Here is a 23,228-nt window from a genome sequence, read left to right as displayed (position 1 = left end):
GGCATCATGCAGCAGACGCCGCAAGCGGCCACCACGACGCTCTCCGAGACTCCGAGCCAACCGTCCCAGCGCTGGGGCGAGCTGCTCGGGGTCTTCCTCGTGTTCTGGGGGCTCTACGCCCTCTCGGGCGCCCTGCGCTGGACGCCCTACAACGCCCACGTCCACCTGGCGAACGCCATGCTGCACGGCAGCTTCGCGCTGATCAACCCGCCGCAGCACTTCGAGATGACCCACGTGAACGGGCACGCCTACGTGGCCTACGGCATCGCCCCGGCCCTCTTGATGCTGCCCTTCGTCGCCATCTTCGGGCTCGGCTTCCACCAGGCCCTGTTCTCGGCGGCCCTGGGGGCCGTGGCCGTCGCCCTCTGGCACGACACCCTGCCGCGCCTCGGGATTTTCGGCCAGGCGCGCTACTGGCTGACGGCGCTCTTCGGGGCGGGGTCCCTGTTCTGGTTCTACAGCGGGCAGAGCGGCAACACCTGGGCCATGATGCACGTGGTCGCCGTCCTCGGTCTGATGCTCGCCATCCACGAAACGCTCGGCAAGCAGCGCGGATGGCTGGTGGGCCTTGGCTTCGGCCTCGCCGTCCTCTCGCGCCAGCCGGTGCTCCTCTCCTTGCCCTTCTTTGCGGGCATGATGCTGCGCGACGATCGCCAAACGGGCGGCAAGTCGTTCTGGCACAAGGGCCTGACCTTCTCGGCGGCCCTAGGCGCGCTCTTGGCCTTCAACGCCTTCTACAACGCCGCGCGCTTCGGCACCCCCTTCGACAACGCCTACAAGCGCGTCATCTACGACACCACACCCCCCGAGTTCTTGCGCTGGGGCATCTTCCACCTCAACTACTTCGTCCAGGAGTTCCACGGCTACTTCCTGAAGCTGCCCCAGCGCCTGCCGACCTTCCCATGGTTCGACCCCAGCATGGATGGCTTCAGCATCTTCCTCTCGCTGCCCGCCCTGGTCTTCGCCTTCAAGGCCGACTACCGCAAGCGCCTCGACCTGCTCGCGCTCACCGCCTGCCTCGGCATCCTCGCCATGTACCTGTTCTACTACTGGTCGGGCTACGCCCAGTTCGGCCGGCGCTACTCGGTGGACTTCCTGCCCTTCTGCATGCTGCTCATCGCCTCGGGCACCAAGGGCCGTCTCACTCCTCTGCTCGTGGCCGTCACCCTGGCCGGTGCCCTGGTGCAGCTGTGGGGCCTGTTCTGGTGGGGCTTCAAGGGCTGGTAGCCAAAATTTAACGAAACCTTGCCGAGGCGTTTACCGCCTGGACGCGCCGCCCACCCGACAACTCCCGTGGAACGATCCGCGTCTCGGGAGGTACGTCATGGCCGTCAGTCTGAATAGTCCGGTGGTCTCTTACCCACCCAACTCGCGCCCGGCACCCCAGTCCCTGGGCCTCGCGGCAGGTGCCCCCGCAGCCGTCCGCGTCCCCCAGATGCGCCAGGCCGCCGCCATCAGCAGCGCCAAGGCCGGCGGCGCGTACCAGACCACCTTCGGCGGCATGCTCAAGCAGATCCTCTCGCCCTTCGGCCTGCTCAAGACGGCGGGTCTCTCGGCGCTGCTCTCGTTCCCGCTCGCGGCCTTTTCGAACTACGGCGACCTCACGCACGGCAACATCACCAAGAAGCAGTTCGCGGTCAACACCGTGGCCGACGGCTTCGCCTACACCGTCTCGGGCACCCTGGGCTCGGTGGTGGGCGCCGTGGTGGGCACCCTCATCCCCATCCCCTTCCTCGGCACCGCCCTCGGGATCCTCGGCGGCGTCGCCGTGGGGTCGCTCCTGGGCAAGCTCTACGACGAACAGGTCCGGCCTCACTTCCGCGCCAACGTGGACAGCACCCTCACCCAGGCAGGCTTGTTATAATCGACCCATGGCCAATCTACGCAAAAAAGCAGCTTCCACCCTCATCCAGGCGCCGCAGCTTCCCGAGACGCTGCAGGCGCCCCTTTTGCCACTCGAGATCGGCAAGGGGTCGCAACTGAGCGACCTGTGCCTCTCGAACTGGGACTTCTCGGCGGGCCTGGGGGATGACCTCCGGCTGGAGTACATGCTGATCGAGCAAGGGCGCCTCTCGGACGCGCGCATGAAGCGCGCCCGGCTGCGGGACGTCCGCATCACTCACAGCGACCTCTCCAACCTGGATCTGGGGGATGCGTCCCTCGAACGGGTCGAGGTGCTCGAAGGCCGCATGACCGGCCTCAAGGCCAACGAAGCCACGATCCGCGACGTGCGCTTCGTGGATTGCAAGCTCGACTTCAGCCAGTTTCGCTTCGCCCTGTTCAACAGCGTCAGCTTCGAGCGCTGCATCCTGCGCGAAGCCGACTTCCAGGGGGCTGACCTGCGGGGTGTGAGCTTCAAGGGCTCCGACCTGAGCGGTGCGAACCTGACCAGCGCTCAGCTCGTCGGTGCCGACTTCCGGGGCGCCCGGCTGGAAGGGATCAACGTGCGACCGGCCGACCTCAAGGGGATGGTGATCGACGCGGGGCAGGTCATCGAGCTGTCCCAGTACTTCGCCGCCCTGCTCGGCGTGAGCGTCGTGGACTGAGCCGCAAGCGCTAGACGAATCTCTTTGCTGAACGCTCTTAGTGGACCCCAAGGTCCTCGGCCTTGCGAGGCTCGACCAGGGCCGGGAAGACCTTATCGGTGAAGAGCGCGATGAGGTGAGGGTCGTAGTGCAGGCCCGCGAGGTTCCGCAGCTCCGTCAAAGCATCCTGGGGATCGAGCGCCTGTCGATAGGGGCGCGCGTGGGTGATGGCCTCGAAGGCGTCCGCCACCGCCAGGATGCGCGCCGGAAGGGGAATCTCGTCGCCGACCAGGCCGTCCGGATAGCCCGTGCCGTCGAAGCGCTCGTGGTGCCAGCGCACCCACCAGGCCGCATCCGGCTGATGGGCCTGGGTGCGGGCGATCGCCTCGCCGATGAGCGGGTGAGCCCCCAGGCGATCGCGCTCCTCCACCGAGAGGGGACCAGGCTTCGAAAGGATCTCGGCGAAGTCCTCCTCGCCCACATCGTGCAGGTGGGCCGCCTCGACCAGGGCCTCAAGGGCCTCAGCGTCGAGGCCCGCCGCCTCACCCAAGAGACGGGCGGTGGCGGCGATGCGGGCGGCGTGGTCCGCGTCGTAGCCCTCGACGAGGGCCATGGCAGCCCCCTGTTCGGCGGGCGTGCGCTGCTCGATGCGTGCGCGGGGAGCCGCGAACGAGGCGAAGGGTTTGAAGTCGCCTGAAAACAGGCCCTCGACCCAGGCGTCGATACGACTGCGCAGGCCTCCCTCCTCGACGGGGAGGAAGAGGTAGACCAGATAGCAAACGGCCGCGAAAAGGCTAAGGTAGCCGACGAGCCTGAGCAACCACTCGAGCAAGATTCTCTCCCAGAGACGATAAGGAACAGGTTTGCCAGGCTCTCCCCGCCCCGCCGGGGGCGGAGAGAGACCGATCGCGCTAGAAGGCGCGGTGGACCATCAGGCCGATCATCAAGAGCGCCACGATGTTGACGATCTTGATCATCGGATTGAGGGCGGGACCCGCGGTGTCCTTGAAGGGATCGCCCACCGTGTCGCCGACCACCGCTGCCTTGTGGGCCTCGGAGCCCTTGCCGCCGAAGTCCCCCATCTCGATGTACTTCTTGGCATTATCCCACGCTCCGCCGCCCGTTGCCATCATGAGGGCCATCATGAGCCCCGTGAGGATGGCCCCGGCCAAGAGCCCACCCAGGGCTCTTGGGCCCGCCACGTAGCCGACCACCAGGGGCACGGCCACCGCGAGGAAACCCGGCAAGAGCATCTGCCGGATGGCCGAGCGGGTCACGATGTCAACGCACTTGCCGTACTCGGGCTTGGCCTCGCCCTCCATGATGCCCGGGATCTCGCGGAACTGGCGGCGCACCTCGACGATGACCGACTGGGCCGCCTCGCCCACCGCGTTCATGAACATGGAGCTGGCGAAGAAGGGCAAGACCCCGCCGATGAAGAGGCCGATGATGACGAGCGGATCCTGGAGGGTGTAGGCGATGGGCACGAAGCTCCGACCGAGCCGGGCGGCCTCCTCGGCAAAGGCCGTGTCCACCCGCTGGGTGAAGGTGATGAAGAGCGCAAGGGCCGCAAGCCCCGCCGAACCGATGGCGTAGCCCTTGGTAACGGCCTTGGTGGTGTTGCCCACCGCATCCAGGCTATCGGTGATGGTGCGGATTTCGCGCGGCATGTGGCTCATCTCGGCGATGCCGCCCGCGTTGTCGGTGATGGGCCCGAACGAGTCGATGGCGACCACCATGCCGGTGCTCGAGAGCATGGCGACGGCTGCGATCGCGATCCCGTACGTCCCCACGATGAGCGGGCTGGGAGGCACCACGCCGGGCGGCAAGGAGGCAGCGATCAGCTCGGCGACCCAGGAGGTCGAGAAGAAGGCCGCGGCGATGCCGGCCGCGATGACGAGGATGGGCGCGAGGGTCGACTCCATCCCCACCGCGAGGCCGGAGATGATGTTGGTGGCGGCCCCCGTCTGGGAGGCCTTCGCGATCTCCTTGACCGGCCGATACGCCGTGGAGGTGTAGTACTCGGTGATCACCGTGATGAGGACCATGACGGCGAGCCCCACCAGCGACGCGAGGAAGAAGGCCACCTGCCCCGTGATCGCCTGGTTGATGAAGAAGAACAGCACCGCCGAGATGGCCGTCGAGACCAGCGTCCCCTTGTAGAGGGCGCCCATGATGGCGTTGTTGGCCCCGAGCTTGACGAACCAGGACCCCACGATCGAGGCCACGATGGCGGCGCCGCCGAGCGCGAGGGGCATCAGCACCCCGATCGACGAGCCGGGGAAAGCCATCTGACCCAAGAGGATGGCTGCGATCATGGTGACCACGTAGGTCTCGAAGAGGTCAGCCCCCATCCCCGCGCAGTCGCCCACGTTGTCGCCCACGTTGTCAGCGATGACGGCCGGGTTGCGCGGGTCGTCCTCGGGGATCCCCGCCTCGACCTTGCCCACCAGGTCCGCTCCCACGTCGGCGGCCTTGGTAAAGATGCCGCCACCCAGGCGCGCGAACAGCGAGATCAAGGAGGCCCCGAAGGCCAGGCCCTCGATGGCCATGTTGAAGGTATCGACCTCGCCGGGGCCGTTCCAGAGGGCGAGGAAGATGCCCGCCACCCCCAAGAGCCCCAGGCCCACGACCGCCATACCCGTCACCGCCCCGCCCTTGAAGGCCACCGACAGGGCCGAGGCGAGGCCCTTCTCGGCGGCCTGGGCCGTCCGGACGTTGGCGCGCACCGAGATGTTCATGCCCACGTAGCCGGCAGCCGCCGAGAAGACCGCCCCGATGACGAAGCCGATGGCAGGCACCGGGCTCCTGAAGGCGAGCCCCAAGAGGATCGCGAGGACCACCCCGACCACCGCGATGGTGCGGTACTGGCGGTTGAGGTAGGCCATGGCCCCCTCCTGGATGGCCCCCGAGATCTCCTGCATGCGCGCGTTGCCCGCGGGCTGCATGACCACGTTGCGCGCGAGCAGCATGGAGTAGCCGAGCACCAAGAGGGAGGCGAGCACCGCCCCCCACGTGACCGGCCCCAAGAGGGGTGCGACGCCTTCGAGAGGCATGCCCTCGATGGGGAACTGCGCGTTCTGGAGGTGAGCCCCGGTACTCAGATGGTCTGCGATCGGCTGCGCATGGGTCTGTGCGATTGGTTGCGACATGAAGCCCCTCCTCTGCGATGGCATCCGGCGGAGCCATGCTAGGGAGGGGCCAAGCGAGCTACTAGTGCAAAAGGCCTAAGAGATCTCTTGCGGAGCGGCCTCGGAGGAGTAGAGGGTGACCCGGTTGCGGCCGCCGCGCTTGGAGGCGTAAAGGGCCTGGTCGGCGAACTCCATCAGGGCCTCCTCGGTGTTGGCGTGCTCGGGGAAGCTCGCCACCCCGATGGAGACCGCCACGTGCAGGGTCTCGCCGTTGGGGCCGGGCAAATCCGTCGTCTCGATGGCATGGCGGATGCGCTCGGCGAGCAGCATGGCGCCTTCCGGGCCGGTCTCGGGCATCAGGACCATCATCTCCTCGCCGCCGTAGCGCGCGGGGATGTCCAGGTCCTCGCGGACACACTTGCGGATGACGGCCGCCACCAGCCTGAGGACGTCGTCCCCGGTGGCGTGGCCGTAGGTGTCGTTGAACTTCTTGAAGAAGTCGATGTCGATCATCATCAAGGACAGCGGCGAGCCGTAGCGCTGGGAGCGCCGCATCTCCTCGACGAAGCGCTGCTCGAAGTGCCGCCGGATGTAGAGCTTGGTGAGGCCGTCGACGGTGGCGAGCTCGTAGAGACGCGCATTCTCGATACTGGCCGCGGCCTGGACCGCGAGCGCCGAGAGCAGCTGGCAATCGCTGTCGGTGAACGAGCCGATGCCCATCCCCGCCTCCTTGTCGAAGACGGCGAGGACGCCCACCACCCGGTCCCGGACCTTGATGGGCACCGCGAGGCAGGTGAAGCTGTCGAGTTCGGCCGGGATCATGAGCGGGTCGTGCCAGATCTGGCCCTCGCCCGACCTGAGCACGTCCTCGAGCCACAGCTCGCTGACCTTGAAGCGGGCTCCGACCGACCAGTAGGTGAAGCCGAAGGCGGCCTCGAACTCGAACTGCTCGGCGTGCTCGTCGTAGCTCATGAGGATGCCGCGCCGCGCGTTGAGCAGCGACACCGCGTTGCCGACCAGCTCGCGGACGATGGTCTGGCGGTTGAGGCTGGAGTGGATGATGCTCGAGATCTCGTGCAGGCGCTCCAGCTCGACGACCTTGAGATCCAGCTTGAAGTTGAGAGAGTGGTTGTGGAGGGCGACCGCGATCTGGCGCGCCATGACCCCCAGCAGATCCCGGTCGGTCGCCGAGTAGGACGTCCCGCCCAGCTTGTCCGAGAGGACCAACAGGCCGTAGAACTGCCCCTTCATGACAAGAGGAATCCAGAGAGTGGTCGGCAGTTGCGCGAGCACCTCTTCGTTCTGGGCGAGGAACTGCCGAAGGGCGGGCTCCTGCTCCATGGCCTCCATGTCGAGCGGGGTGTCGTTGGAGAGCCAGAAGCGCTCGGCGCGATCGCTCAGCTTGAGCACCAGGCGCTCTTCGACGCCGATCGCCGCCAGCATGGTGAGGCGGCGGGTCTCGGGTTGGCACTGGACGATGGCGGCCTTCGAGATGGCGAAGGTGCCCTTGATCATGCGCAGCACCGTGCGCATGGAGCCCTTCAGGTTCGAATTGCTCGTGATCTCGGCGGCCATGTCCCCCAGACCCGACAGGCAGATCAAGAGGCGCTCCAGCAGCTCGCTGGGGTTTTCGACGTCGGGCTCCATGGGGAAGGTCTCCTAGCGCCTGCGGCTCATGCTTGGAATTTAGCTCAGAGCGGCGATCGCCTGCTCCTCGCTCTCCGCGAGCGTGGCGAACTGAGCCAGGCCCATGATCGTGAAGGTCTTGGCGATGGTCTTGGTCAGGCCGCAGAAGGCGAGCCCCCCGTTGATCTCCTGAACCTTCTCGATCACCTCGATCAGGATGGAGATGCCGATCGAGTTGATGACCGTCGACTTCTCCATGTTGATGACGAGGCGCTTGACGCCCTCGCCCAGCAACGCGAGGGCGGCCTCGCCGATCTTCTCGCCGCCGAGGTTGTTGATGTAGCCGTCCGTGTAGAGCACGGCGTAATCGCCTTCCTTGCGGACGGTGACCGCGAACTGGTTGATCACTGGGAACCTCCCTTTTGCCGAAGCTTGATCATGGTAATCATCGTCCCGGTCTCTCCGGAGGCGATCTCGACGGAGTCCATCATGCTTTCGATGAGCATGAGGCCCCAACCCCGCTTGTAGTCGTCCTTGCCGCCGACCTTGGCGCTGATGTCGGGCGTAGGCACCGACTCGCGGTCGAAGCCCTGCCCGTAGTCCTGGATGATCACCATCAGGTCGTCGGGGCGCATCACGAAGCGGATGTAGACCTTGTTCTCCTGGGACTTGGAGTGCTCGAAGGCGTTGATGCAAGCCTCGATGAGGGCGTGCTTGAGTTCGTCGATCTGGTCGGAATCGAACTCCATGAACCCGGCCACGGCCTCGGCGGTCTGGGTGGCGGCGACCTCCATATTTTGCAATATGGGGATGGTCAGCTGAATCTCCTGCGGGAGATCCGAGGTGCCTGGTCTCTGATTCAACATCCACCTCCGGCGCCGCTCGCCGTCAGGCGGCACGGCTACAAGAAACGAAAACGAAGCGCCTGGCTAGTCCAGCCTCTCCAGCGGCGCAAAGCGCAGGTCGAGAATCTTCTGTCCCAGGCCGGGGAAGGAAACCGCGAGGCAAACCCGTTCGCCCGATCCGATGATCCGGGCGACGACCCCGTGCCCGAAGGCCGGGTGCGCGACGCGATCGCCCATGGCGAAGGGGGCAGAAACCTCGGCGGGAGGCTTCGAGGGCGCTCGGCGCAATGAACGGCCCCTCGCCTCTTCTATGCCCGAATCATCCGACCATGTAACATCCAGGCCCTCGTCGAGCCACGGCTCCTCCTGCCGGATCCGGGCCCGGCGCGGGGCATCGGGCACCACCCGGGTGATGGTCCGGACCAGGTCCTCGGGGAGCTCGGAAAGGAAGCGCGAGGGGATGGCGAACTGGGACTGACCGAAGAGCATGCGGCGCCCGGCGTGGCTCAGGAACAGACGCTCCTCGGCACGGGTGATGCCCACGTAGCAGATCCGGCGCTCCTCCTCGATCTCGTCGGGATGATCGAGGGTGCGCTTGTGCGGGAAAAGGCCCTCCTCCATCCCGACCAGGAAGACCACCGGGAACTCCAGCCCCTTGGCCGAGTGCAGGGTCATGAGGGTGACGGCCTCACCCTCGGCGGCCTGGTCCGCATCCGAAACGAGCGCCGTGGTCAGCAGGAAAGCCCCCAGCGAAGGATCGTCGCTCTCCTCCGAGAAGAGGTGAGCACCGGTCACCAATTCCTCCAGGTTCTCGACCCGGGCGCGGCCCTCGATGCTGGTATCGCGGCGATAGTCGGGCAAGAGGCCGCTCTCGTCGAGCATGCGCGCGAGGGTGTCGTGAACGCTCAGGTCCTCGCTCTTGCGGTGCCAGTCCATCAGCCAGGCGGCGAAATCGGCGAGGGTCTTGCGCGGCTTGGGGCCTAGGGTCGGCACCTCGCCGAGCGCCGCCTCGAGCATGGAGATGCCGCGCTCGCGGGCGACCTCTTCGAGCTTGCCCAGGCTGGTGGCGCCCAGGCCCCGGCGCGGGACGTTCGCGATCCGGCAGAAGGCCGAGTCGTCCGAGGGGTTGAAGGCCAGGCGCAGGTAGGCCATGGCGTCCTTGATCTCGCGACGATCGTAGAAGCGGGTGCCCCCGATCAGGCGGTAGGGGATCCCCCAGCGCATCAGCTCGTCCTCGATGGCGCGGGACTGGGCGTTGGTGCGATAGAGAACGGCGATCGCCTCGGAGCCGTAGCCTTCCTGCCGCAGGGGACCACGGATCTGCTCGACCACCCAGCTGGCCTCGCCCCGCTCGTCCTCGGCCTCGTAGACCACGAGCTTCTCGCCCTCGGGGTTGTTCGTCCAAAGCTCCTTGGGATAGCGCTCGGCGTTGTTCTCGATGACGGCGTTGGCCGCCTGCAGGATGCGCCCGGTCGAGCGGTAGTTCTCGACCAGGGTGACGACTTTGGCGTCGGGGAAGTCCTGCTGGAACTGCAGGATGATCCGGAAGTCCGCGGCGCGGAACGAGTAGATGCTCTGGTCCACGTCGCCCACCACGCACAGGTTGTGGTGGCCTGAGGCCAAGAGCGAGACCAGCTGGTACTGGGTCTGGTTGGTGTCCTGATACTCGTCGACCAGGACGTGCTTGAAGCGCTTGCGATACTTGTCGAGCACGTCGGGAGCGGCCCTGAAGAGGCGGACCGCCAAAAGGAGCAGGTCGTCGAAGTCCAGGGCGTTCTGGCGCACCAGCTCTTGCTGGTAGTAGGCGTAGAGGCTACCGATGGCCTGGGCGGTGTGGCCGCGAGCCTCGGCTTGGTAGCGCTCCACGTCCTGGCCGTGACTCTTAGCGCGCGAGATGGCCGAGAGCACCGAGCGGGGCGGATAGGCCTTGTCGTCGAGGCCGAGGCGCGCAAGGCCGTCCTTGATGACCGTCAGCTGCTCGGAGTCGTCGTAGATCACGAAGTTCCGGCGGTAGCGATCGCCCAAGAGCTCGATGTCCTCGCGCAGGATCCGCGCGCAGATCGAGTGGAAGGTCCCTACCCACATGCCGTACGCCTTGATGTCATCCGCTTGCAAGAGCACATCCAAGCGCTCCTTGAGCTCCTTGGCGGCCTTGTTGGTGAAGGTAACGGCCAGGATCTCGTAGGGGCGGGCGTGGCCCGCGCGCAGGAGGTGGGCGATGCGGTGAGTCAGGACGCGGGTCTTGCCGGAGCCGGCCCCCGCGAGGATCAGCAGCGGGCCCTGGACGTGCTCGACAGCCGCTTGCTGAACCGGATTGAGGGTGGCCATGCGTTCTCCTTGCTACCGCTGGACGGAAGAGAATCAACCGTGCTATTCTCTCGGGATAAGAGCATCTAACAAAACCAGGCATTGCCACTGGTTGGCCGCCTTTGGCGGCTAGAAGGAACAGTTTCGTTAGACGCTCTATCCTTAGTTTATGGGCTCTATGCGCCGGAGTCGAGCTTTTGACCTGGCCGCCCGGGATCGCTGACCACCATCACTCATTCGAGGGGGACCCCGCATCCTATGGACGTTACCACCGCTTCTCCCCAGACCGTCGATGCCTTCATGGCCGAGCTCCAGACGATTCAGTCGTCCGGCTCCAAGAAGATCGCGATCCTCGGCACCCGTCACATCTCCCTGACCCACCAGCAGCTGATCGAGATGCTCGCCTACGCGCTCGCGCTGACCGGCAACAACGTCCTGACCTCGGGCGCCGCCGGCACCAACTCGGCCGTCATCAAGGGCGTGCAGCGTGCCAATCCCGGCAACCTCACGGTCATCCTGCCCCAGACGCTCTCGCAGCAGAGCGCCGAGAGCCAGGAGCTCCTGAGCACCCTGCCCAACGTGCGCGAGCACTCCGAGCGTCGCCTTCTGACCCTGGCCCAGGCCTCGCAGATGTGCAACCAGGAGATCATCGACAACTGCCAGCAGCTCATCTGCTTCCTCTACCACTCCAGCCACACCCTCATGGAGTCGGTGAAGTACGCCCAGGAGAAGCACAAGGTCGTCACCTCCTTCTACCTGGACTAGTCACTTTCCTATCACCTTCTACCGCGCCGGCCCCATTGATGGGGCCGGCGCGGTCGGCGTTTGAGGCGGCCGATAGGGCTTGGAGCGAGTGTTGACGGTCATGGGGGGGACGCTATACTTAGCAAAAGTTAATACATGGCCGATTCTGCACCAACAGGGCAAGGGGGGCGACGCCATGACGTATCAATTCTCCATCTACAGCCGCGCCGAAGCGATGCTCTTGCTGGAGCTCGCGCACGAGCACAAGCGCGAGGTGGTGACCCGCTGCCGGGAGACCAACTTCTTCACCGAGATCTCGGTCCATCCCGAGTACACGCAGCTTCAGGAGTACTTCGACTACATGCTGCATCGGCTGCGCGATCGCCAGCGCCAGTTCGAAGCGCTCTACCGCCGCTCGCCGAGCGAGAAGCCGCTCGCTACCGCCAGCGCCCCCGATCCCTACCGCGCCTGGCAGAACCACGTGGTGCTCTAAGACACGGTGCACGAACCAGCCCCCTCTCGCCGAAAGGTGAGAGGGGGCTGGTTCGTGCTAAGGAAGCAGAGCTTAGAGGGTGACGACCTTGCCGTCCGCCCGCTTGATCGCATCGACATGGAGGCGGGTGTTGAGATTGCCCGTCTTCACCGTGAAGTAGACCGTGACCCGCTCGCCTGCGCCCACCTTCTTGATGAAGGCATCGGCGCCGCTGCGCAAGATGAAGCGCTCCCGGTGGATGTAGGCGTAATCGCCACCCTCGCCGGAAAGCGAGAGGGTGACGTCGTTCTTGTCCACCAATTGCATGTCGCCGATTGAAGCGTTCAAGACCCCCGTCGCCTGGAAGCGCTTGCCCGCGTTGGCCTTGTTGTGGACGTCGTCGTCGGCGAGCTTCCGCAGCTCCGCGATGGTGGCCGAGGCGGCGTAGTTCTTCTCTTTGAAGCCGCCGAAAAGGCTGTTCGCCTGCATCTCGCCCGTCGCGGCGGAAGTCCCCACCCCTGCCTGGGGTGCAATCCCGCAACCGGCCAGGAGCGTCAGAGCGGCGAGCGTCAGGGTCAGGCGCTTGAACATGAAGAACGGCCTCCTTCTCAGCGTGATGGATGATAGCTGAGAGGGATTGTCGTCTCCCAATGGATCGATCTTTCGCCCTTGAGTTTTAGGATTTGTTATCAACTGAGAAAGAAATCGTAAACCTCCTAGAACATCAGCCGCCCTCGGAGGCGGGCGGCGGATTCACGGCGGGTTTGCGAAAGTTGCGCGCCAAGAAGGGCTCGATCGCCGCCAGGTCGGCCTCCCAGTACCAGGGGCCTCGGCTGCGATCCTCGTGACCGGGCAGCACCACCATCTCGACGCCGTTCGCCAGATCCAGGCCGCGCACCGTGTGGGCGATGCGCAGGGCCTCGGCGGTCGAGAGATCCGTCTCGACGTGGCCGCGCAGGGCCACCCACAGCGCCGGGATCTGGAAGAAGCTCCGGGGGCCGAAGACCTGGCTCGCGAGCTCGGTCATGAAGGCCTGATGGCGATGGATGCGCCCGATGTCGCCCTCATCGTCGTGGCGAAAGCGCAAGAAGGCCTCGGCCTGCCGGCCCGAGAGGCGCTGGCGACCCGGTTGCAGATCGATCGTCAGACCTCCGGCGCGATCACGGTAGTACATGCGCTTGGGCACCGTCACCTCGACCCCGCCGATGGCGTCGACCGCCGCGCGCACCCCGCGCAGGCTCAAGAGCAGGTAGCGATCGATCGGCACCCCGACCAGCCGCGAGACGGTGCGCTTGGCGAGCTCCGGCCCGCCGTAGGCGTTGGCGGCGTTGACCTTGAAGGTGCCGTGCCCCTCGATCGCCGTGCGGGTGTCGCGGGGGATGGCAAGCACGCTCAGGCGCTTGGCCGTCGAATCCATGTGGATCAAGAGCATGGAGTCGGTGTTGCTGTGGAGCGAGTCGCGGCCGTCGTCCCCCTTGGCGTCGCTCGCCATGACGAGGATCGTCTGCGCATCGGCGTGGGGGGTCGGCGTCGGCGCGGGAGGAAGCGATGCGAGCACCACGGGCGGCGGCGGCGGTCGCAAGAGATCGCCCACCACGTAACCCGAGACGCCGCCCAGGCCGAAGCTCAAGAGGGCCGTCAGGGCCAGGGCGACGCCTTGGCGGCGGGTCATGACCGCGCTCCCGGGCGCACGACCCTGAAGTAGTAGAGCAGCGCCCCCACGGGCACCAAGCCCACAATCAAGGCCGCATAGAGCAGGCGGCGGGTCTCTCCCTCATCGAAGGGTCGCCTAAGGCAATCGAGCAGCATGGCCCAGAGGAAGACGGCCAGCGACCCGACCCCGACGAGGAAGGCCACGACCCCGCAGCCGAAGGCCGGGTCCACCCCGAGGCGCCCCGTCATCAGGCCGAAGAAGGCGATCCCGTAGAGGAGCACGGCGATCCCCACGCCCCAGAGCAGCGCACCCAGAGGCCTGAAGCCCATCGGCTTGCCTCCTTCTCCCACGTCGAACAGCGCAAGGCCTCTATGGAATCACGCCGTCTCGGCGTGCTCAACGGCCGTTTTTGCCGGATCGCCTCGTCGATAGCAAACAAGCGGGGGGTCGCTCGGTGGACCGTTTCGGGTACGGGAGTCGTGCCGCCCCTCCGGGAGACCCCGTCATGCCGCAGGCCCTTCCCCTTTTCACGGCCCTTTTCCTCGCGAGCGCGATCATCGCGGGCTGCCGCGCGCCGGCCGGCCCCCTCTCCCCGAGCCCGGCGCCCGAGCCAACGGGCAGCATCTCGGGGACGGCCCGGTTCGAAGGGTTGATCCGACACGAGGGGCTCAAAGTCCGCCTGCGCTCGGCGACGCTTTCGCGCGAGGTGCACACGGACACCAAGGGACGCTACGCCTTCGAGGGGATCCCCTACGGGAGCTACGCGCTCGAATTCGAGCAGCCGCGCTACTTCCCCCAGCAGCAGGCCGTGAGCCTCTCGAGCCCATCGGCGAATGTCTCGACCGTCACCCTCTCCAACCACCGGGTGATCTATCCCAGCCGGACCCTCTACGACCCGAGCGAAGGCCTGCCCTTGACCAGCCTGACCCTCACCCCCGACGGCAACGGCCTGGCCTTCGTCGAGGACGGCGCCCTCAAGCGCATCACCCTCGACGGCAGCGGGGCTCGGATCGTACGCGACTTCGGGCTCGCGCCAGGCGATCGCCTCGACTCCTTCGACTGGGGATCCGGGGGGCTCGCCTACGCCGTGGCTTCGAGTGGCTCGATCCCGCCTCGCTACGAGCTCTGGCTCGGCACCGGGTCCGATCCCGCCGGACCGGTTCAGCTCGCCACCTCGAGCGCCACTCCCCTGCTGGCACCCGCCTTTTCACCGGACGGCACGGCACTCGCCTACCTCGCCCAGGTCCAGGAAGCTTGGACAGCGCCGGATCTGGGCCTTACGGGTGAAAATCAGCTTGAAATCGTCAAGCGGGACGCCATGGGTCGCGAGACATCGCTTGCGCGCTTTCCCATCCATCCCCAGTGGAGCTTCGGCTTCGGCCCGATCCAGTGGACCCCGCGCGGGATCCTCTTCCACAAGCCCATGTTCTGCACCCTGAGTTACACTTACGGCCAGACGGATGGCGACGGCCTCTTCCTGCTCGATCCAGGAAGCGCGCAGCTTCAAAAGCTCTGGTTCTACAGCGAGTACGACCACACCCTCTCGCCCGATCAGGCCTGGGTGTACTTCCGCTCGGGGCGCAGCGTCCTCAAGCGGCGCTTGGACGACACGAGCGCCTACAACCTCGGCGCGGTGAGCATCGGCTACGACGCCAGCCTCCAAGTCGGCAGCCTGTGCCTTTCTCCCGGAGGCGATCGCCTCTACTACGTCAGCGGGCGCGGGATCGAAGAAATGATCCCGCTGGAATGAGCATCATTACCACTTCTTAACACAAACATTAGATCACATTAGCAAGGTTGGATCCAAAACCGGGGATAAGGAGAGTGGCCCCCATCCCCTCACCGAGGTACCCAATGAAGAAGCAGCTGTTCTCCGCGCTCGCCCTCTCCACTTTGCTCCTGTCGCTGAGCGGCTGCGGTCTTGCCGGCACCGGCATCGTCGCCTCGTCCAACACGCAGACGAGCAAGGCCCTCGCCGCCGAGCCCACGACCAAGGCCGAGTTCATCAAGGCGGTCTCCGCCCTCGGCGTGAAGCTGACCGACGAGCAGCTCGACATCATCTCGAAGAGCCGCAACATGGCGCCCAACGGCCAGTTCGCCTCGCGTCCCGCGGCCAACCTGACCGCCGAGCAGAACCTCGAGACCCACTTCCTCAAGCACGGCCACGAGTTCAACCCCAAGGTCACCTCGGCCGCCCAGTACCTCCAGCAGGCCACCGACCTGGCCGCCGGCAAGCGCGGCGACCTCAAGTTCTACTTCGACACCACCAGCTTCGCCAAGGGCTACCAGTCCAACGTGGTCCGCTGGAACTCCCAGACCAAGGAAATGACCGCCGTGCGTCCCGATGGCGCCGTCACGACCTACTACCTCAACTTCAGCCTCAAGGCCAACCGCTTCGTGATCGTTCCGAAGTTCTAAGGCTTCATCCCATCGAGAAAGGGCGCCCCGTCTGGGGCGCCCTTTCTTCGTGCTCAGCGGGCCTCGTGCAGGGCCTGGAGGTAGGCGATCGCCTCGTTCTCGGCCCACCACTCGTCCATCCAGGGCTTACGAACAGGGCGGCCCTTGGGCATCAAGAAGCCCACATGGCCCCCGTGCGCCGGAAAAATGGTCGTGAGGTAAGGGTTGGCGGCGATCGCCTCCATTCGGGGCGCGTACATGCCGTAGGGCAAGAAGGGGTCGTCCTGGGCGTGGATGATCAAGGCCGGCGCCTGGATCCGGTGCAGATCGTCGCCCGAGCTCGCATGTGCGTAGTAGGCCGCCGCGTCCGCGTAGCCCGAGAGGGGGGCCGTCACCAGCTCGTCGAAAGCCCGCAGCGTACGCACATCGCGCAACTGCGCGATGAGCGGCGCAAGGGTCTCGCCCCCGGGGCTGAGGCGGTGCTTGCGGTGCATCTTGCGCTTGAGCAGGCCGAGAAAATAGGCCGAGTAGCCGCGATTGAGCCCCTGCCCCAGCGCCTCGCCCGTCATGGCCATGTCCACCGGCGGCGAGACAGCGACCGCCCCGGCGAAGCCGTCCGGCAGTTGCTCGCCCGCATCGGCGAGCAAGCGCAGCAAGAGATTCGCCCCGAGCGAGACCCCCGTCGCGTAGAGGGTCGAGAAGCCCCAGTGCCCGCGCAGGGCGCCCAGAACGGCGAGCACGTCATCCGTGGATCGGCCGTTGTAGAGGGCACGGGCCAGGTGCTCGGTGTCGCCGCAGTTGCGGAAGTTGAGGCGGACCGAGTGGAAGCCCGCGGCGAAGGCCTTGGCGCTCATCCCCCGCTGATAGCGGGCCTCAGCGCTGCCCTCCAGGCCGTGCAGGTGCAGCACCACCGGCCGCAAGCGCTCGGGATCACCCGGGTGCAGGTGCACCACGGCCTGGAGCCTATCGCCGTCCGCCAGGACGAACTGCTCCTCCCGACCGGCGGCAAGCCAGGCGGCGTGGCGGCTCGCGAAGTGGCGGGGCAAGACCTCTCCGATCACCGTCTGCAGGTGCGGATGGCGGAAGAGAGGATGGGGCTCGAAGGCCGTCGGTTCGAAGGCGGGAGGCTGCTTGAACTGCATCCCGCCATGATAGCACCGACGCCGGTGGCTAGCTTTCGAGCCACATGACCTTGAGCTTCTGCGGCAACTGAGAGGCCACGTCCTCGGCCTCGCCCTGAGAGATCTGCTCCTTGAGGGTGCGGAAGACCGCGGTCGTGACCCGCGCGGCCTCCGTCTTGTCCTCGAGGTGGATCTTGTCGGCCACCGCCGAGACGAAGGCGTCTCGCTCAAGCCGCTTGGGGCCCTCCACCCGGCGGACCAGCTCCTTGAGAAGATTGCCCTGGCACAGGGAGTCGATCCCATCGGGCAGTTGGGAGGCGAGGTCCTTGGCCTCCTCCCGCGTGATACGACCGCAGAGGGTGCCGAGGACCGCCTCGGTCGCCTCCTCGGCGCGCTTGCGCTCCTGGATCCCCGCAAGCTCCTGGATCCGGTGGATAAACGTTTCCTTTTTCATCACGCCCTCCTGTCCTGGGTCTGGTCTTCGCCACGGGCCGCATCATCGGGGATCGGCCCTGGTGAGGCAAGGCGCAAACGGCCGGATTAAGCCAGGCATTAATGAGGTTTAGCCGGGTCTTTACCGATCCCTGTAACCCGAGCGTCGATAACCTTTCTAGTCCCTGTGACGAGGAGAGCCCATGGGCGCGCTACAAGCCAACAACCAGCCATTCACCGGAGGCCCCGCCCATGCGGAGCGCCTGCGGCGGCTGCACGCGCTGGCGAACCCTGCCCCGACCGCGCCTCCTGCGCCGCGCATCGAAACCCACACCGTCCAGCACGAAGCCCGCACGCAGCGCGAGGGCGACTCCTATCGTTTCGACGCCGCAGCCCGCAGCCAGGCCACCATGACCATGGTGGACGGCCCCACCCTCTCGGCGCTTCGCGCCCAGGCCGAAGCCGCTGCCACGGCGAGCATCAGGGCCCAGGCGGCAGGCCAGACCTCCATCGGCGCGCTCGCCCTGCGCGGTGCGGCCGGTCTCGAAGCCGAGGGCACCGCCAGAGCCGCCGCCGAGGGCTTCGCCCTGATCGCCCCCAAGCTGGTCGCAGCCCAGGGGACCCTTCTCGCCGAAGCGGCCGCCCGCATCCGCGCGGCCGCAATCGGCCAGGCCCAACTCGGCTCGAACGCGACGGCCACCGGCATGGTGAGCGTGGACGCCGAGCTGGTGGCGCGCGCTCAGGGGAACGCATCGCTGGTCGCCACGCCGACCTCCTTCGACGCCCAGGCCGAAGCGAGCGCCGAGGCCTACGCCCGCGCCCGCGGCGAGGTCGCCGGCGAAGTCGCCCTCAAGGAGCAAAAGATCGTGGGGGCCGCCCTCGAAGGCGAGGCCGTCACCGGAACCAAGACCAAAGCCAAGAGCGGCCTTCACCTCGGAATCGACCGGTTCGGGCTGCCCTCCTTCGGGATCGGCGCGGCCGCCGAAGCCGTCTCGGGTGCCTGGAGCAAAGCCCAGGCCAAGGGCTTCGCCTCGATCCTCGGGCTCATCCAGGTGGGCGCGAGCGGATCGGCCGAGGCTCTCGCCGGGGTCGGCGCGGGCCTCGACGGCGTCATCGCAATCAAGGACGGGGCCATCACGCTGGGAGCCGGTGCCAAGGCGGCCGCGGGCGTCGGCGGCGGCGCCGGGGCCACCCTCACCGTGGGGCTCGGCAACCTGCCCAAGGGCGTCATCCAGACGGTGGGTGCCCCCATCCTGCCCATCCCGGGCCTCTTGATCAACACCGTCTCCAAGGGCATCCGCGCGCTCACCGGCGGCAAGAAGGCCGATCCGGCCCAGGACGAGCCGGGCATCGAAGACCTGCCCAAGGTCGTGGCCTCCAACTTCACCAACGGTATCAAGCTCATCGGCAAGGGCGCCGAGGAGATTGCCGATCAGGCCGCGACGGCAGGTGGTGCGATCGTGGATGGGGTCGTCTCGCTAGGCCGCTCCATCGGGAAGGGAATCGCGAGCCTCTTCGATTAAACGGAGCGAAAACGGCACAAAATCGCCGATAATTTCACATCTAGCTTCGTCCTACCGTTTGAATTGCTTTATTTATCCGTTAAATCTTCAAAATAAGCGCGACAAGCCCCCCAGGAAAAGCGCAGAATCGGACAAGTGCTACCGACTCCCGAGAGGAGAAGCAGCCATGTTCGATTCAAGCGCGAACCCTTTTCTGGGAAGCCCTCTGTTCGGCGGCCTTGAGGCCACTAAGCTCAAGCGAGCCTACAAGAGCCTGAACGAGCAAATCCGGGAGATGAGAGAGGGCGGGGCCTCCTTCGATGAAATCGTCCGAATGCTGTTGGCAGCGGGCATCTCAACGAAAGACCTGGCCTGGACCCTCAAATCGTTCGAGTTCCCGGCCCAAGACATCGCGGCAGCGCTGCACAAAGCCTGTCGCTCGCCCGAGGCGATCGCGAAGGCCCTGAGAGCCGCCGGTTTTCCCGCGAGCGAGACGGCAAAGGCGCTCTTTCAGCTCAACCTTGGGCCGGGCCAAGCCTTGAGCCGACACGAGATCGCGCATGTGATGAAGGATGCGGGCCACTCCTGCAACGAGATCGCGGAGGGTTTGAAGGCGCTCCAGTGCGATCCGAAGGAAATCGCAAGGCTCCTGAAAGCCCTCTTCTTCCCCAACGAGATGATAGCGAACGCCTTGCGCAAGGCCGGCTTCCACGCCCCGTTGATCCTAGAAGCCCTCAAATCCCTGGGGCAGCGACAGGAGCCGGTCGCCTCACCCCGCGCCCCCGTGTCGCGGGATACCTGGCCGGTGGGCAAGTACTCATTGAAAACTCAGGCGGGGCTTTGAAGGCGCCGCTGCGTCAGCGGCGCAGCGCCTCGACCCGGACCTGGCTACTGAGGCGGTCCACCTGCTCGAGACGGATCATGCCGGCCACCGGTGCCTGGGAGTTGGCCGCACCGGTCGCGGTGGCGAGGCGCAGACAGTCCTTGAGGGGCAGGTGGCGCTTGAGGCCCACGATGAAGCCCGCGAGGAACGCATCCCCGCTGCCGATGGGGTTCACCGCCTTGACGGGCGGGGCGTAGGCGCGCCAGCGCTCGCCCTCGCAGCCCACCGCAGCGCCCCGCTCGCCCAAGGTAATGAGCGCGATCTGGGCCTTGGCCATGAAGTACTCGATGGCCTGCGAGATCCGCGTCTCGGAATCGAGCGAGAAGCCGACCAGCTCCTCGGCTTCCTTCTGGTTGGGCTTGACCAGGTAGGGGCGGGCTTCCAGGGCGTGATAGAGCACCGCGCCCCGCGCGTCCACGTAGGCCTTGCCGCCGATGCGCTGGAAGCCCTCGACCCACTTGCGGTACGAGTCCTGCGGGGCACCGGGGGGCAAGCTGCCCGAGAAGACGGCGTCCGACGCCTTCTGGCTCCACTTGTTGAGGATGGCCGTGAGCTTGGTGACTTCCTGGGCGGTGATCTCGGGGCCCAACTCGTTGAGCTCGGTCACCATCATCCGCTGGGGATCGACGATCTTGAGGCAGGTGCGCGACTCGCCCATGACGATGGCGAAGTCGGTGCCGACGCCGCTGCGCTCCAGGCCCATCTTGATGGTCTTGCCCGTTTCGCCCCCGATGAAACCGGTCGCCACCACCGGCTGTCCGAACGCCTTGAGGACCCGCGCCACGTTGATGCCCTTGCCGCCGGGCAACGCCGGCATGTTCTTGACCTCGTTGACGGCGTTGAGCGAGAAGCCCGACACGACGGCCGTGCGGTCAATGGCGGCGTTGGGGGTGACGGTGACGATCACGGGCGCTCCGGGGGACGGGAAGGTGCGAGGGCTCTGAGCATCCCGAAAAACAGGCGCTCCCTTGTCATCATAATGGAAAATCGCGCGTTTGGGATGCTTCTCTCCCGGCAGCCTCCTCTAAACCTTAGAGAAAATATATATATTGAGCGTACATTTTATTTTCGATCAAACCACCTGAAAGATGAACCACCGATCAGCAAGCGAGGGTATACTCCTCACGATTACCTCACAAAAAATCACCCCTTCATCACTCCGAAAAAGGGTTACCTCCGTGCATCACGTCACCTTACCCTTTGCCTGGCTACGCTCTCTCCCCTTGGAGATTTTCGCTTCTCCACAAAATCGTATGCATGAAGCTTCGTTCGCCGGTTGAGAGAGGGAGCACAAACGAAGGATTGACGAGGGGTCAGCGTTGGCAACGGACTAATCCGGAGATAGAGCCACAAAAAGCTCAACACATCGCACTACCATTACATCAAAGACGAGGAGGACCTGCGAAACATGACCTTGCTGCAGCTTAAACGCCTTGGCGTAGCCATCTCCCTTGCCGTACTACTGCCAAGTTGCCAGCCCGCTAATACAGGGCCGAAATTCGAAATATTCCGTCCGACGCCGCCTTCCTGGTTTATTGGAACCTGGGAAGGACACGATACTGAAGATCGATTTTGGTTTGAAGTTGCAAGCCATCCGTATGGAAGCACGATGACAAGGTCGATTTCATCCCTCAAAAGCAGCTCATCCGGCGGCTTGTATGCCTCCACTTTAAGGGACTACCATGGCTTCAATGACACCTATAAGGAGACGAAGGGCGATAACTTTTACGAGTTGAGCCCGAATAGAACCCCCACCTACTCCGAGCGCTTCACGCTCAATGCAAGCGGCTCTATCGATTACCTTGAGACTGAGACAAGTGGTGCCACTCGCTCGCTAACCCTCACAAAGAAATAAAACATTCGCGTCAAACCAGGCGCGCGAATAGAACGTCCGCGTGCCGGGTCGCCGACTACAAGTTGAGCGCGTCGACGACCCCTTTGAAGACCACCTGGGCAGGACCCGTCATCTGGATCCGACCGTCTTCGCCCCAGGCGATCGCCAGGGTTCCGCCCGGCAGATCGACCTGCGCCGCGCGACCGGTGCGGCCCGAGAGCGCCGCGGCCACCAGGGTCGCGCAGGCGCCGGTGCCGCAAGCGAGCGTGGGACCAACCCCGCGCTCGTAGACCTTGAGCCGGATGTGGTCGGGGGCGAGGACCTGGGCGAACTCCGCGTTGGTGCGCTGCGGGAAGGCGGAATGGGCCTCGACCAGGGGGCCGTACTGCTCGAAATCGAAGGCGTCCAGGTCTTCGACGAAGACGACGCAATGGGGGTTGCCCATGGAGACGGCGGTGGCCTCGAAAGCCGCATCCCCTACCTTCAGGGGCTCGGCCATGCGCTCTGCCATGCGCGGGGCGCCCATGTCGAGCCGCACGCCGTCTTCGAGCACCTCGGCGCCGAGCACGCCTGCACCCGTCTCGATAGCGAGCGACGCCGCGCTGCTCAGGCCCGCGACGTGCAGGTAGCGCGCGAAGCAGCGCAGGCCGTTGCCGCACATCTCGGGCTCGGTACCGTCCGCGTTGATCACCCGCATCCTGAAGTCGGCCACCTCGGAAGGCAACACGAGCAAGAGGCCATCCGCCCCGATCCCGAAGTGGCGATCGCAAAGCGCCGGAGCGAGGGCTTGATAGTCCGCTGCCTGGTCGCCGAGACAATCGATGACGATGAAGTCGTTGCCCGCTCCCTGCATCTTGGTGAATGAAATCATGCCTTCCGCCATTCCTCGATCAAGCCCGTCGCCTCGTCGAACAGGCCCTCGGGCCTGTCCCCGTCGAGCCAGCGCACCCCCGCCTCGCGGCGGAACCAGGTGAGCTGGCGCTTGGCGTAGTTGCGGGTGTGCTGCTGGATGGCCGCGATCGCCTCGTCCTTGGTCGCGCGTCCCGTCAGGTAGTCCATGGTCTCGGCGTAGCCCAGGGTCTGCAAGAGAGGCAGCTCCGCGCCGTAGCGCGCCATCAGACGCTCCACCTCTTCGACCAGGCCCATCTCCATCATCAGGTGGGTGCGGCGGTTGATCCGGTCGTAGAGAAGCTCGCGGTCCATCCCGAGCGCCAGGTAAAGCGCGTCGTAGGGGGACTCCACCTTGGTCGCAGCCTCCGAGAGCGGCTTGCCCAGCACCGCCTCGACCTCCAGGGCGCGGATGACCCGCATCCGGTCGTTGGGGTGCAGTCGCGCCGCCGTGACCGGGTCCACCTCGGCGAGGCGCGCGTGCGGATCGGCCAGGGCCTCGAATTTCGCACGCAGCTCCGGCTGGGGCGGTACCTCGGGGATGGATAGGCCGCCGATCAGGCCTCGGATGTAGAAGCCCGTGCCGCCCACCAGCATGGGGAGCTTGCCGGCCGCATGGACCTCGGCGATCGCCTCGATCGCCGCAGCCTTGAAGCGCGCCACCGTGTAGGTGTCGGTCGGGTCCGCCACATCGATCATGCGGTGGGGCACCCGCGCCTGCTCCTCGGCGGTCGGCTTGGCCGTCCCGATATCGAAGTCGCGGTAGATGGTGCGGCTGTCGGCCGCGATGATCACGCCGTTGAAAGCCTCAGCCAGCGAAAGCGCGAGGTGGCTCTTACCGCTGGCCGTCGCACCGGCCAGCACCAG

24 protein-coding genes are annotated in these 23,228 nt (G+C 65.8%); 10 read left to right on the top strand and 14 right to left on the bottom strand.

Going from position 1 to position 23,228, the window contains the following annotated elements:
* Positions 1-6: 6 nt before the first annotated feature.
* From J7643_18995 to J7643_18985, 3 genes are all read left to right on the top strand, one after another.
* Positions 7-1,227 (top strand): hypothetical protein, encoded by a 1,221-nt coding sequence (locus tag J7643_18995; protein ID MBO9542681.1) that lies wholly within the window; start codon positions 7-9, stop codon positions 1,225-1,227.
* Between the two features lie 97 nt (positions 1,228-1,324).
* Positions 1,325-1,864 carry a hypothetical protein gene (locus J7643_18990; GenBank protein ID MBO9542680.1) on the top strand — a complete coding sequence of 180 codons (540 nt, stop codon included), beginning with the start codon at positions 1,325-1,327 and terminating at the stop codon, positions 1,862-1,864.
* A gap of 7 nt (positions 1,865-1,871) precedes the next feature.
* The gene (locus tag J7643_18985) at positions 1,872-2,546 is read left to right on the top strand and encodes a pentapeptide repeat-containing protein (protein MBO9542679.1); all 675 of its coding nucleotides are present in this window, start codon (positions 1,872-1,874) and stop codon (positions 2,544-2,546) included.
* Positions 2,547-2,583: 37 nt separating this feature from the next.
* On the opposite strand, the gene J7643_18980 is transcribed toward J7643_18985, so the two are convergent.
* The 6 genes from J7643_18980 to J7643_18955 form a co-directional block, all read right to left on the bottom strand.
* Positions 2,584-3,357 (bottom strand): HD domain-containing protein, encoded by a 774-nt coding sequence (locus tag J7643_18980; GenBank protein ID MBO9542678.1) that lies wholly within the window; start codon positions 3,355-3,357, stop codon positions 2,584-2,586.
* A 79-nt stretch (positions 3,358-3,436) separates the two neighbouring features.
* The gene (locus J7643_18975) at positions 3,437-5,581 is read right to left on the bottom strand and encodes a sodium-translocating pyrophosphatase (protein ID MBO9542677.1); all 2,145 of its coding nucleotides are present in this window, start codon (positions 5,579-5,581) and stop codon (positions 3,437-3,439) included.
* A gap of 171 nt (positions 5,582-5,752) precedes the next feature.
* Positions 5,753-7,303: a diguanylate cyclase gene (locus tag J7643_18970; protein ID MBO9542676.1), complete on the bottom strand. Its 1,551-nt coding sequence runs from the start codon at positions 7,301-7,303 to the stop codon at positions 5,753-5,755.
* A 39-nt stretch (positions 7,304-7,342) separates the two neighbouring features.
* Entirely contained in the window at positions 7,343-7,690 is a 348-nt protein-coding gene (locus J7643_18965; protein ID MBO9542675.1) for an STAS domain-containing protein, read from the bottom strand.
* The gene (locus tag J7643_18960; GenBank protein MBO9542674.1) at positions 7,687-8,148 is read right to left on the bottom strand and encodes an ATP-binding protein; all 462 of its coding nucleotides are present in this window, start codon (positions 8,146-8,148) and stop codon (positions 7,687-7,689) included. The genes J7643_18965 and J7643_18960 overlap by 4 nt, the downstream gene beginning before the upstream one ends.
* A gap of 63 nt (positions 8,149-8,211) precedes the next feature.
* Positions 8,212-10,455, bottom strand: coding sequence for a UvrD-helicase domain-containing protein (locus tag J7643_18955; protein MBO9542673.1), 2,244 nt, complete (start codon positions 10,453-10,455; stop codon positions 8,212-8,214).
* A 237-nt stretch (positions 10,456-10,692) separates the two neighbouring features.
* On the opposite strand from J7643_18955, the gene J7643_18950 reads away from it, so the two are divergent.
* Together J7643_18950 and J7643_18945 are read left to right on the top strand one after the other, a co-directional pair.
* On the top strand, positions 10,693-11,199 hold the full coding sequence (locus J7643_18950; GenBank protein MBO9542672.1) for a DNA recombination-mediator protein A: 507 nt from the start codon (positions 10,693-10,695) through the stop codon (positions 11,197-11,199).
* Positions 11,200-11,374: 175 nt separating this feature from the next.
* A complete protein-coding gene (locus J7643_18945; GenBank protein MBO9542671.1) occupies positions 11,375-11,671 on the top strand; it encodes a hypothetical protein in 297 nt (98 codons plus the stop codon).
* 72 nt (positions 11,672-11,743) lie between these two features.
* On the opposite strand, the gene J7643_18940 is transcribed toward J7643_18945, so the two are convergent.
* From J7643_18940 to J7643_18930, 3 genes are all read right to left on the bottom strand, one after another.
* Positions 11,744-12,241: a hypothetical protein gene (locus J7643_18940; GenBank protein MBO9542670.1), complete on the bottom strand. Its 498-nt coding sequence runs from the start codon at positions 12,239-12,241 to the stop codon at positions 11,744-11,746.
* A gap of 133 nt (positions 12,242-12,374) precedes the next feature.
* Complete coding sequence (locus tag J7643_18935; protein MBO9542669.1) at positions 12,375-13,322, bottom strand: LCP family protein; 948 nt, start codon at positions 13,320-13,322, stop codon at positions 12,375-12,377.
* Positions 13,319-13,633 carry a hypothetical protein gene (locus tag J7643_18930; protein ID MBO9542668.1) on the bottom strand — a complete coding sequence of 105 codons (315 nt, stop codon included), beginning with the start codon at positions 13,631-13,633 and terminating at the stop codon, positions 13,319-13,321. Before J7643_18930 ends, J7643_18935 begins: the two co-directional genes overlap by 4 nt.
* A gap of 176 nt (positions 13,634-13,809) precedes the next feature.
* Between J7643_18930 and J7643_18925 the strand changes: the two genes are divergently transcribed.
* Together J7643_18925 and J7643_18920 are read left to right on the top strand one after the other, a co-directional pair.
* Positions 13,810-15,054, top strand: coding sequence for a PD40 domain-containing protein (locus tag J7643_18925; protein MBO9542667.1), 1,245 nt, complete (start codon positions 13,810-13,812; stop codon positions 15,052-15,054).
* Between the two features lie 104 nt (positions 15,055-15,158).
* A complete protein-coding gene (locus J7643_18920; GenBank protein ID MBO9542666.1) occupies positions 15,159-15,722 on the top strand; it encodes a hypothetical protein in 564 nt (187 codons plus the stop codon).
* A gap of 53 nt (positions 15,723-15,775) precedes the next feature.
* Here the strand turns inward: J7643_18920 and J7643_18915 are convergent, their stop codons facing one another.
* Together J7643_18915 and J7643_18910 are read right to left on the bottom strand one after the other, a co-directional pair.
* On the bottom strand, positions 15,776-16,843 hold the full coding sequence (locus J7643_18915) for an alpha/beta fold hydrolase (protein ID MBO9542665.1): 1,068 nt from the start codon (positions 16,841-16,843) through the stop codon (positions 15,776-15,778).
* Positions 16,844-16,871: 28 nt separating this feature from the next.
* On the bottom strand, positions 16,872-17,276 hold the full coding sequence (locus J7643_18910) for a DUF2267 domain-containing protein (GenBank protein MBO9542664.1): 405 nt from the start codon (positions 17,274-17,276) through the stop codon (positions 16,872-16,874).
* Positions 17,277-17,457: 181 nt separating this feature from the next.
* On the opposite strand from J7643_18910, the gene J7643_18905 reads away from it, so the two are divergent.
* Positions 17,458-18,777 carry a hypothetical protein gene (locus tag J7643_18905; GenBank protein MBO9542663.1) on the top strand — a complete coding sequence of 440 codons (1,320 nt, stop codon included), beginning with the start codon at positions 17,458-17,460 and terminating at the stop codon, positions 18,775-18,777.
* 166 nt (positions 18,778-18,943) lie between these two features.
* Positions 18,944-19,600, top strand: a complete 657-nt coding sequence (locus J7643_18900; protein ID MBO9542662.1) for a hypothetical protein — start codon at positions 18,944-18,946, stop codon at positions 19,598-19,600.
* A gap of 13 nt (positions 19,601-19,613) precedes the next feature.
* Here the strand turns inward: J7643_18900 and J7643_18895 are convergent, their stop codons facing one another.
* Positions 19,614-20,546, bottom strand: a complete 933-nt coding sequence (locus J7643_18895) for a 1-phosphofructokinase family hexose kinase (protein MBO9542661.1) — start codon at positions 20,544-20,546, stop codon at positions 19,614-19,616.
* 501 nt (positions 20,547-21,047) lie between these two features.
* Here J7643_18895 and J7643_18890 point away from each other — a divergent pair.
* Entirely contained in the window at positions 21,048-21,494 is a 447-nt protein-coding gene (locus J7643_18890) for a hypothetical protein (GenBank protein ID MBO9542660.1), read from the top strand.
* Positions 21,495-21,549: 55 nt separating this feature from the next.
* Here J7643_18890 and J7643_18885 read toward each other — a convergent pair whose 3' ends face one another.
* The gene (locus tag J7643_18885) at positions 21,550-22,341 is read right to left on the bottom strand and encodes a diaminopimelate epimerase (GenBank protein ID MBO9542659.1); all 792 of its coding nucleotides are present in this window, start codon (positions 22,339-22,341) and stop codon (positions 21,550-21,552) included.
* Positions 22,341-23,225: a tRNA (adenosine(37)-N6)-dimethylallyltransferase MiaA gene (miaA, locus tag J7643_18880; GenBank protein ID MBO9542658.1), complete on the bottom strand. Its 885-nt coding sequence runs from the start codon at positions 23,223-23,225 to the stop codon at positions 22,341-22,343. Before miaA ends, J7643_18885 begins: the two co-directional genes overlap by 1 nt.
* Positions 23,226-23,228 lie beyond the last annotated feature (3 nt).

Source organism: bacterium (assembly GCA_017744355.1).
Classification (GTDB): Bacteria; Cyanobacteriota; Sericytochromatia; order S15B-MN24; family UBA4093; genus JAGIBK01.
This window is presented reverse-complemented; position numbering and strand designations above follow the sequence as displayed.

What these genes read in the sequence shown, in the direction of transcription:
- J7643_18995 (MBO9542681.1), top strand. Translation starts at nt 7, where the DNA reads ATGCAGCAGACGCCGCAAGCGGCCACCACGACGCTCTCCGAGACTCCG.
- J7643_18990 (MBO9542680.1), top strand. Translation starts at nt 1,325, where the DNA reads ATGGCCGTCAGTCTGAATAGTCCGGTGGTCTCTTACCCACCCAACTCG.
- J7643_18985 (MBO9542679.1), top strand. Translation starts at nt 1,872, where the DNA reads ATGGCCAATCTACGCAAAAAAGCAGCTTCCACCCTCATCCAGGCGCCG.
- J7643_18975 (MBO9542677.1), bottom strand. Translation starts at nt 5,581, where the DNA reads ATGCCTCTCGAAGGCGTCGCACCCCTCTTGGGGCCGGTCACGTGGGGG.
- J7643_18970 (MBO9542676.1), bottom strand. Translation starts at nt 7,303, where the DNA reads ATGGAGCCCGACGTCGAAAACCCCAGCGAGCTGCTGGAGCGCCTCTTG.
- J7643_18960 (MBO9542674.1), bottom strand. Translation starts at nt 8,148, where the DNA reads ATGTTGAATCAGAGACCAGGCACCTCGGATCTCCCGCAGGAGATTCAG.
- J7643_18955 (MBO9542673.1), bottom strand. Translation starts at nt 10,455, where the DNA reads ATGGCCACCCTCAATCCGGTTCAGCAAGCGGCTGTCGAGCACGTCCAG.
- J7643_18950 (MBO9542672.1), top strand. Translation starts at nt 10,693, where the DNA reads ATGGACGTTACCACCGCTTCTCCCCAGACCGTCGATGCCTTCATGGCC.
- J7643_18945 (MBO9542671.1), top strand. Translation starts at nt 11,375, where the DNA reads ATGACGTATCAATTCTCCATCTACAGCCGCGCCGAAGCGATGCTCTTG.
- J7643_18940 (MBO9542670.1), bottom strand. Translation starts at nt 12,241, where the DNA reads ATGTTCAAGCGCCTGACCCTGACGCTCGCCGCTCTGACGCTCCTGGCC.
- J7643_18935 (MBO9542669.1), bottom strand. Translation starts at nt 13,322, where the DNA reads ATGACCCGCCGCCAAGGCGTCGCCCTGGCCCTGACGGCCCTCTTGAGC.
- J7643_18930 (MBO9542668.1), bottom strand. Translation starts at nt 13,633, where the DNA reads ATGGGCTTCAGGCCTCTGGGTGCGCTGCTCTGGGGCGTGGGGATCGCC.
- J7643_18925 (MBO9542667.1), top strand. Translation starts at nt 13,810, where the DNA reads ATGCCGCAGGCCCTTCCCCTTTTCACGGCCCTTTTCCTCGCGAGCGCG.
- J7643_18920 (MBO9542666.1), top strand. Translation starts at nt 15,159, where the DNA reads ATGAAGAAGCAGCTGTTCTCCGCGCTCGCCCTCTCCACTTTGCTCCTG.
- J7643_18915 (MBO9542665.1), bottom strand. Translation starts at nt 16,843, where the DNA reads ATGCAGTTCAAGCAGCCTCCCGCCTTCGAACCGACGGCCTTCGAGCCC.
- J7643_18910 (MBO9542664.1), bottom strand. Translation starts at nt 17,276, where the DNA reads ATGAAAAAGGAAACGTTTATCCACCGGATCCAGGAGCTTGCGGGGATC.
- J7643_18905 (MBO9542663.1), top strand. Translation starts at nt 17,458, where the DNA reads ATGGGCGCGCTACAAGCCAACAACCAGCCATTCACCGGAGGCCCCGCC.
- J7643_18900 (MBO9542662.1), top strand. Translation starts at nt 18,944, where the DNA reads ATGTTCGATTCAAGCGCGAACCCTTTTCTGGGAAGCCCTCTGTTCGGC.
- J7643_18890 (MBO9542660.1), top strand. Translation starts at nt 21,048, where the DNA reads ATGACCTTGCTGCAGCTTAAACGCCTTGGCGTAGCCATCTCCCTTGCC.